Origin of the sequence: Mesorhizobium sp. M7A.F.Ca.CA.004.04.2.1, assembly GCF_004022825.1 — a bacterium.
In the GTDB taxonomy this organism is placed as follows: domain Bacteria; phylum Pseudomonadota; class Alphaproteobacteria; order Rhizobiales; family Rhizobiaceae; genus Mesorhizobium.
Window position 1 is genome coordinate 1 of the sequence record NZ_RZPH01000270.1, and the last position, 6,230, is coordinate 6,230.

Below are 6,230 nucleotides of genomic sequence, written 5' to 3' on the forward strand. Positions count from 1 at the left end.
GGTCGGCATCGGCAATCGCCTCCTGCCGCCGCGACGGCGCGTTGGTGGTCAACACGATCGTCTGGTCCGAGTTGGCGCCGCTGATTGCGACGGAAACGGCGCTTCGAAAAGCAGTCGACATGCTTGGGATGGATCGCGAACTTGTATCTTGGGACGCGGCGTTCCTTGCCGGCGTTACGCATTCCCGCTATCGCCGGGCCGGTGGCGTCAGGGAAAGAACCTTGCCCGATTTCTTTATCGGCGCTCACGCGACCGTCGCTGGACATCGTCTTTTGACCCGCGACGCTGCTCGCTACCGCAGCTATTTTCCCGACCTCGACATCATCTCTCCTGAGACGCACCCATGAGAGCCCATCTTCCATGAAAGGTCTGGCATGATCGGCAAGCTCAAGGGCACGCTGGACGAGGTCGACGAGGACCATTGCCTCGTGGACATCCATGGCGTCGGCTACGTCGCCTATTGCTCGGCGCGCACGCTGGCGGCGCTGCCTTCGCCCGGCGAAGCGGTGGTGCTGTTCATCGAGACCTATGTGCGCGAGGACATGCTGCGCCTCTACGGCTTCCAGTCGGTGCTGGAACGCGAGTGGTTCCGGCTGCTGATGAACAATGTTCCGGGCGTCGGCGCCAAGGTGGCGCTGGCCATCCTGTCGACGCTGGCGCCGGCGGATCTCGCCAACGCCATTGCGCTGCGCGATATCGCCATGGTTTCGCGCGCGCCCGGCGTCGGCAAGAAAGTGGCCGAGCGCATCGTCACCGAGTTGAAGAACAAGGCGCCGGCCTACGCCGGAACCGCCTCGGGCACCATCGGCCTGAAACAGGAACTCGGTGACGGCGTGGCATCCGCGCCCATCACCGACGCGGTCTCGGCGCTGGTCAATCTCGGCTATTCGCGCGACACCGCCGCCAATGCTGTGGCGGCGGCGCTGAAGACGGCGGGCGAGGATGCCGATGCGCCGAAGCTGATCCGCTTCGGGCTGAAGGAACTGGCGCGGTGAACCGTCGCTTGTTCAGTTCCTTGCCGTGTGCAAGGAAGGCGTCATGAGCCTGTCGCCCCGCCTGATTGCGCCGGAAAAACGCGGCGAGGATGCCGAGCAGACCTTGCGGCCGCAGACGCTCGACGATTTCGTCGGCCAGGCGGCGGTGCGGGCCAATCTCAAAGTGTTCATCGAGGCCGCCAAGGGCCGCAACGAGGCACTCGATCATGTGCTGTTCGTCGGGCCGCCCGGTCTCGGCAAGACGACGCTGGCGCAGATCATGGCGCGCGAACTCGGCGTCAATTTCCGCTCGACCTCGGGTCCCGTCATCGCCAAGGCCGGTGATCTTGCCGCGCTGCTGACCAATCTCGAGGAAGGCGACGTGCTGTTCATCGACGAGATCCATCGGCTGAGCCCGGCGGTGGAGGAGATCCTTTATCCGGCGATGGAGGATTTCCAGCTCGACCTGATCATCGGCGAAGGACCGGCGGCGCGTTCGGTCAAGATCGACCTTGCCCGCTTCACGCTCGTCGCCGCCACCACGCGGCTCGGCCTGCTCACCAATCCGCTGCGCGACCGTTTCGGCATTCCGGTACGGCTCAATTTCTACACGGTCCAAGAGCTGGAGCAGATCGTGCGGCGCGGCGCCCGCATCCTGCAAATGCCGCTTGGCGACGACGGTGCGCTGGAGATCGCGCGGCGTGCGCGCGGCACGCCACGCATCGCCGGCCGGCTCTTACGCCGTGTGCGCGATTTCGCCTCGGTGGCCGGCGACGGCCATGTCGACCGCAAGATCGCCGACGAGGCGCTCACCCGGCTGGAGGTCGATGCGCTCGGCCTCGACGCGCTCGACCGGCGGTATCTCAGCATGATCGCGCGCAATTTCGGCGGCGGGCCGGTCGGCATCGAGACGATCGCCGCCGGCCTGTCAGAGCCGCGCGATGCCATCGAGGACATCATCGAGCCCTATCTGATCCAGCAGGGCTTCATCCAGCGCACACCGCGCGGCCGCATGCTGACGGCCAATGCCTGGCGCCATCTCGGCCTCGACGCGCCGAAGGATCTGGCGCAGCAGCAGATCAACCTGTTCCAGGAAGAGTAATTTTCCAGTGCGCCGCCCCGTCGTCTCGGGCATTGGCTCAGCATTGCGTCGGTACGTTTTTTGAATGCGCCCGGAATCTTCTCGACCGATCTTGGCTGAGCGATCAATGCAGCCCGCGGATCACGTCCATTACATCCGGTTCGGCCTTGTCGCCGTTGAAGGCGTCGACGATGCCGAAGGCGCCGCCATAGCTCCACACCGCCCATGAGAAGCCGTGCGCTTCGGCGCGCCCGATCATGTCCCTGACATAGGCGGCCCGGTACTCGGCGGGCATCACATAGGCGTTGCCATATTCCTGGCGGATCATGCCGAACTCGCCCAGCGAGATGTTTTCCGGCTTGACGCCGTTGGCCTTCGCCCATGCCTCGACCTTTTTGAACGGCGCATCCATGAGGCCCAGCAACTTGTCGGGACTGTCCATGCTGGCGACCTGTTCGTCGAGATAGGCAAGCAGGCCGCTCTGCCGTGTCCACGGGGCCTCGGCCTTGATCCTGGCGCGGATGGTGTCGAGCGTCACGTCGAGCTGTGCCTTGGGCACCGCGGTCAACGGATAGGGCAGGCCAGTCACATAGGGGATGAAGTCGCCGGCCCAGGTCGCTCCCTGATGGGTGAGCAGGAACGGATCGTAGGAATGGAAGGTCCAGATGACGTTGTCGTCAGGGATCGCCTTCGGGTCGATCTTCTCCAGCGAGCTCGCCGCGGAATAGCAGGCGCCGGTCAGCACGAGGGTCAGTTTCGTCGCCGAGGATCGCGCCGCGGCGAACAGTTTGCGCTGGCGGTCCGGCCACAGGCTGGTGCCATCGCTGTCGCAGTCGACGATCGGTTCGTTCATCGGCTCGAAGGCAACCTGGGTGGGATCTTCGCCGGCCAGCGTGCGGGCCATCTTGCGGACCATCTCGACATAGGCGTCGAAGGTCCGCGGGTCGTCCATCACTTCAGCCATGCCGATCTTGCGGCTGCCGCCGGCCGGGATCAGGTGCATGTCGACGATAACCTTCAGGCCGGCGCGGTTGATCATGCGCACGGAGTCCAGCACGCTGGCATAGAGGTCGTCACGCAAGGCCACGGTCTGGTCGGACAGGAAAGGCGAAGGGTCGACCGGCATGCGCAGGAAATCGAGGCCGGCATCCTTCAGCGCCTTGAGGTCGTTCTCCCCAAGGAATTTGCGCCATTCCGGATAGGGCAGGATGGCTTCGGCGTCGCCCCACTGGTCTTCGCCGGGCCATGTGACCCATTGGTCGAGGTTGAGGCCGCGCTTCATCGAGAATGTCGCGGCCTGGCCAGGCAGCGCCAAAGCCACGAGCACGAACAGCGCCGCCGTCAAACTCTTGATCATCGCCGTCAACAGTGCCATCCGATGTTATGTTCCGCGGGAAACCGGTGCCTGGTCGGGGCTGAAAAAGGAAGCGCAATGGGCGATCATGGTGAATCGGCGACGCTGCTGGCCGGGCTTTCCGGCGCGCTGACCACGTTCGGCCATCGGCTGATGGCGCGGGTCTATTATGCCGACACCGATTTCTCCGGCGTCGTCTACCATGCGCGCTATCTCGAATTCTTCGAACGCGGTCGCTCCGACTATCTCCGGCTGACCGGCGTGCACCACACAGAGCTTGCCGATGGCAAGCATGGCGAAAGAATAGTCTGGGTGGTGCGCCGCATGGAGATCGACTTTCGCGGCCCCGCCCGCATCGACGACATCCTGACGGTCGACACCCGCACCGAGGAGATTTCCGGCGCGCGCATCTTCATGGCGCAGCAGCTCAAGCGTGGCGACGAACTGCTGGTCGAGGCCAAGGTCGAGGCGGCGATCATCGGTGAGAATGGCCGCCCAAGGCGTTTTCCCAGGGAATGGGTGGCAGCATTCATGCCGAGGGTGCGCTGATATTCAGGTGATGCCGGCCTGCAAACAGCAGCTTCCTGCGCTTCCCCGTTCTACCGCATCGCGGTAGAACTGTGCTCACGTACGAAAGTGCGCTCCGCTCCGGTTCTCGGAATCTACCGCTTTCGGCTCGGCCTGACCTGAATCTCAGCACACCCTAGCGCAGCCATTGAATTGATGGCCTTGCCATTGGGCGTGGCAATGCGCCGCGCCTTATATACTAACCCATCCTTAACCATAACGGTTCATGAAGAGATTGGTGAAGATTGGCGTTATCGAACGCCTTCCTTTCACCAATATTTGCCCCGAAAAGGCCGATAACGGCACAGTTTGGGGTTGTTCCGGTAGCTTCGTGCGAACCGACCACAAGGGATGCCAGGGGCCAGCCGCCAGCTTCGCCCGGAAAATCTTAAGGACGTAACGATGGAAAATATCGCACTCGCCGACCCGGGCGCGCAATTGTCGGTTTGGTCGCTGTTCGTTTCGGCCAGCTGGGTTGTCAAGCTGGTCATGATCGGCCTGCTCTGCGCCTCGGTCTGGACCTGGGCGATCATCGTCGACAAGCTGGTTTCCTATGCCCGCATGCGGCTGGCGCTCAACCGGTTCGAACAGGTGTTCTGGTCGGGGCAGTCGCTGGAGGAGCTCTACCGCACGCTCGCCGACCGCAAGACCACCGGCATGGGCGCCATTTTCGTCGCCGCCATGCGCGAGTGGAAGAAGAGTTTCGAGAAGGGCGCCAAGTCGCCGCTCGGCCTGCAGACCCGCATCGACAAGGCGATGGACCTGGCGCTGACCCGCGAGATGGAAAAGCTGGAAGGCCGCCTAGGTTTCCTCGCCACCACCGGCTCGGCGGCACCTTTCATCGGCCTGTTCGGCACCGTCATCGGCATCATGACGTCGTTTCAGGCGATCGCCGGCTCCAAGAACACCAGTCTCGCAGTGGTTGCGCCGGGCATCGCCGAAGCGTTGCTGGCGACGGCCATCGGCCTGCTCGCCGCCATTCCGGCCGTCATCGCCTACAACAAGCTGTCGTCCGATGCGAGCAAGATAGCCGTGCGCATGGAAGGGTTCTCCGACGAGTTCTCCGCCATACTCTCGCGCCAAATCGATGAAAAAGTGGCCCCCAAGGCCTGAGGAGTAGCAGATGGGTATGTCCATGGGCATGGGAGGGCGCGGCGGGCGCGGCCACAGGCGGCGCGGCCGTCACCATGCACTGATGTCCGAGATCAACGTCACGCCGATGGTCGACGTGATGCTGGTGCTGCTGATCATCTTCATGGTCGCCGCACCGATGCTGACGGTCGGCGTGCCGATCGACCTGCCGGATACGCAGGCCAAGGCGATGAATGCCGACACGCAGCCGATCACCGTCTCGATCAACGCCGCCGGCCAGATCTATCTGCAGGAAACCGAGATCCCGATCGAGGAGCTGGTGGCCAAGCTGCAGGCGATCTCGAAGACCGGCTATGAGGAGCGCATCTTCATCCGCGGCGACAAGTCCACCGACTATGGCACGGCGATGAAGGTGATGGCCCGCATTTCGGCCGCTGGCTACAAGAACATCGGCTTGGTTTCACTGCAGGAACAGGACCAATAGACGCGCGATGAAGACCGGCCTCACCACATCGGTGATCTTGCATACGGCGGCGCTGACCTTCGGCCTGTTCACGCTGACGGCGCCGGCGGCACTTCCGTCGTCCGACGTCGAGTCGGTCGCGGTCGATATCGTGCCGATGGAAGCCATTGCGCAGACGTTGCAGGGCGACAAGAAGGCCGTGATGCATGAAAAGCCGGCACCTGTGCCGACGCAGCGCCCGGACATCGTTCCGGACGCGCAGAAGGTCGGTGAGAACAGCGTCGACACCGACAAGCCGATAACGCCGGAAGCCAAGCCGAAGCCCGTCGACACGACCTCGGCTCCGCCGCCCGCGCCGACCCCGATCGAAAAGCCGAAGCCCGAGGACGTGCCGAAGCCGCAGGAGAAGCCCAAGCCCACCCCGGCAACGGAAGTGGCGCCGGCGCCCACGCCCAAGGAAGAGGTCAAGCCCGAGCCGGTCAAGCAGGCCGACCCCAAGCCGACACCGGCCAAGCCGGCGCCAACCCCGCCACCGCAGGACAAGACCGCTGCCATCGATCCGACGCCCGAGGTCAAGCCTGACGCCGTCGCTGAAGCCATAGCGCAGGAGCCGCCCGCCGAGGCGACGCAGCTGCCGGATTCCGCTCCCGCGCCGGAAGCGCGGCCGAAGCCGCAGCCGGCGCAGGCCGAAAGCGCCAA

The 6,230-nt window shown here is 64.2% G+C and carries 7 protein-coding genes and 1 pseudogene; 7 read left to right on the plus strand and 1 reads right to left on the minus strand.

Translation table 11 applies throughout. The features are described 5' to 3' along the window. From EN893_RS14320 to ruvB, 3 genes are all read left to right on the plus strand, one after another. Positions 1-347, plus strand: a 347-nt coding sequence (locus EN893_RS14320; RefSeq protein ID WP_164900858.1) for a type II toxin-antitoxin system VapC family toxin, incomplete at its 5' end; no start/stop codon positions are given. A gap of 27 nt (positions 348-374) precedes the next feature. Further along, complete coding sequence (gene ruvA / locus EN893_RS14325) at positions 375-995, plus strand: Holliday junction branch migration protein RuvA (protein ID WP_013529140.1); 621 nt, start codon at positions 375-377, stop codon at positions 993-995. A 43-nt stretch (positions 996-1,038) separates the two neighbouring features. Next, positions 1,039-2,076, plus strand: a complete 1,038-nt coding sequence (gene ruvB, locus EN893_RS14330; RefSeq protein ID WP_127272275.1) for a Holliday junction branch migration DNA helicase RuvB — start codon at positions 1,039-1,041, stop codon at positions 2,074-2,076. Between the two features lie 103 nt (positions 2,077-2,179). On the opposite strand, the gene EN893_RS14335 is transcribed toward ruvB, so the two are convergent. Further along, positions 2,180-3,430, minus strand: coding sequence for a cellulase family glycosylhydrolase (locus tag EN893_RS14335; RefSeq protein ID WP_127269538.1), 1,251 nt, complete (start codon positions 3,428-3,430; stop codon positions 2,180-2,182). 57 nt (positions 3,431-3,487) lie between these two features. Between EN893_RS14335 and ybgC the strand changes: the two genes are divergently transcribed. The 4 genes and pseudogenes from ybgC to EN893_RS14355 all read left to right on the plus strand — a co-directional run. Beyond that, on the plus strand, positions 3,488-3,958 hold the full coding sequence (gene ybgC / locus EN893_RS14340) for a tol-pal system-associated acyl-CoA thioesterase (protein WP_127269539.1): 471 nt from the start codon (positions 3,488-3,490) through the stop codon (positions 3,956-3,958). 420 nt (positions 3,959-4,378) lie between these two features. Beyond that, positions 4,379-5,089: a protein TolQ gene (gene tolQ, locus EN893_RS14345; RefSeq protein WP_013529145.1), complete on the plus strand. Its 711-nt coding sequence runs from the start codon at positions 4,379-4,381 to the stop codon at positions 5,087-5,089. Positions 5,090-5,099: 10 nt separating this feature from the next. Then, positions 5,100-5,552: a protein TolR gene (gene tolR, locus EN893_RS14350; protein ID WP_023811855.1), complete on the plus strand. Its 453-nt coding sequence runs from the start codon at positions 5,100-5,102 to the stop codon at positions 5,550-5,552. Positions 5,553-5,559: 7 nt separating this feature from the next. After that, positions 5,560-6,230 (plus strand): annotated as a pseudogene (locus tag EN893_RS14355) (hypothetical protein); the annotation flags it as partial.

Coding starts and splice junctions, on each gene's coding strand:
- ruvB (WP_127272275.1), top strand. CDS start 1,039: ATGAGCCTGTCGCCCCGCCTGATTGCGCCGGAAAAACGCGGCGAGGAT.
- ruvA (WP_013529140.1), top strand. CDS start 375: ATGATCGGCAAGCTCAAGGGCACGCTGGACGAGGTCGACGAGGACCAT.
- EN893_RS14335 (WP_127269538.1), bottom strand. CDS start 3,430: ATGGCACTGTTGACGGCGATGATCAAGAGTTTGACGGCGGCGCTGTTC.
- tolQ (WP_013529145.1), top strand. CDS start 4,379: ATGGAAAATATCGCACTCGCCGACCCGGGCGCGCAATTGTCGGTTTGG.
- ybgC (WP_127269539.1), top strand. CDS start 3,488: ATGGGCGATCATGGTGAATCGGCGACGCTGCTGGCCGGGCTTTCCGGC.
- tolR (WP_023811855.1), top strand. CDS start 5,100: ATGGGTATGTCCATGGGCATGGGAGGGCGCGGCGGGCGCGGCCACAGG.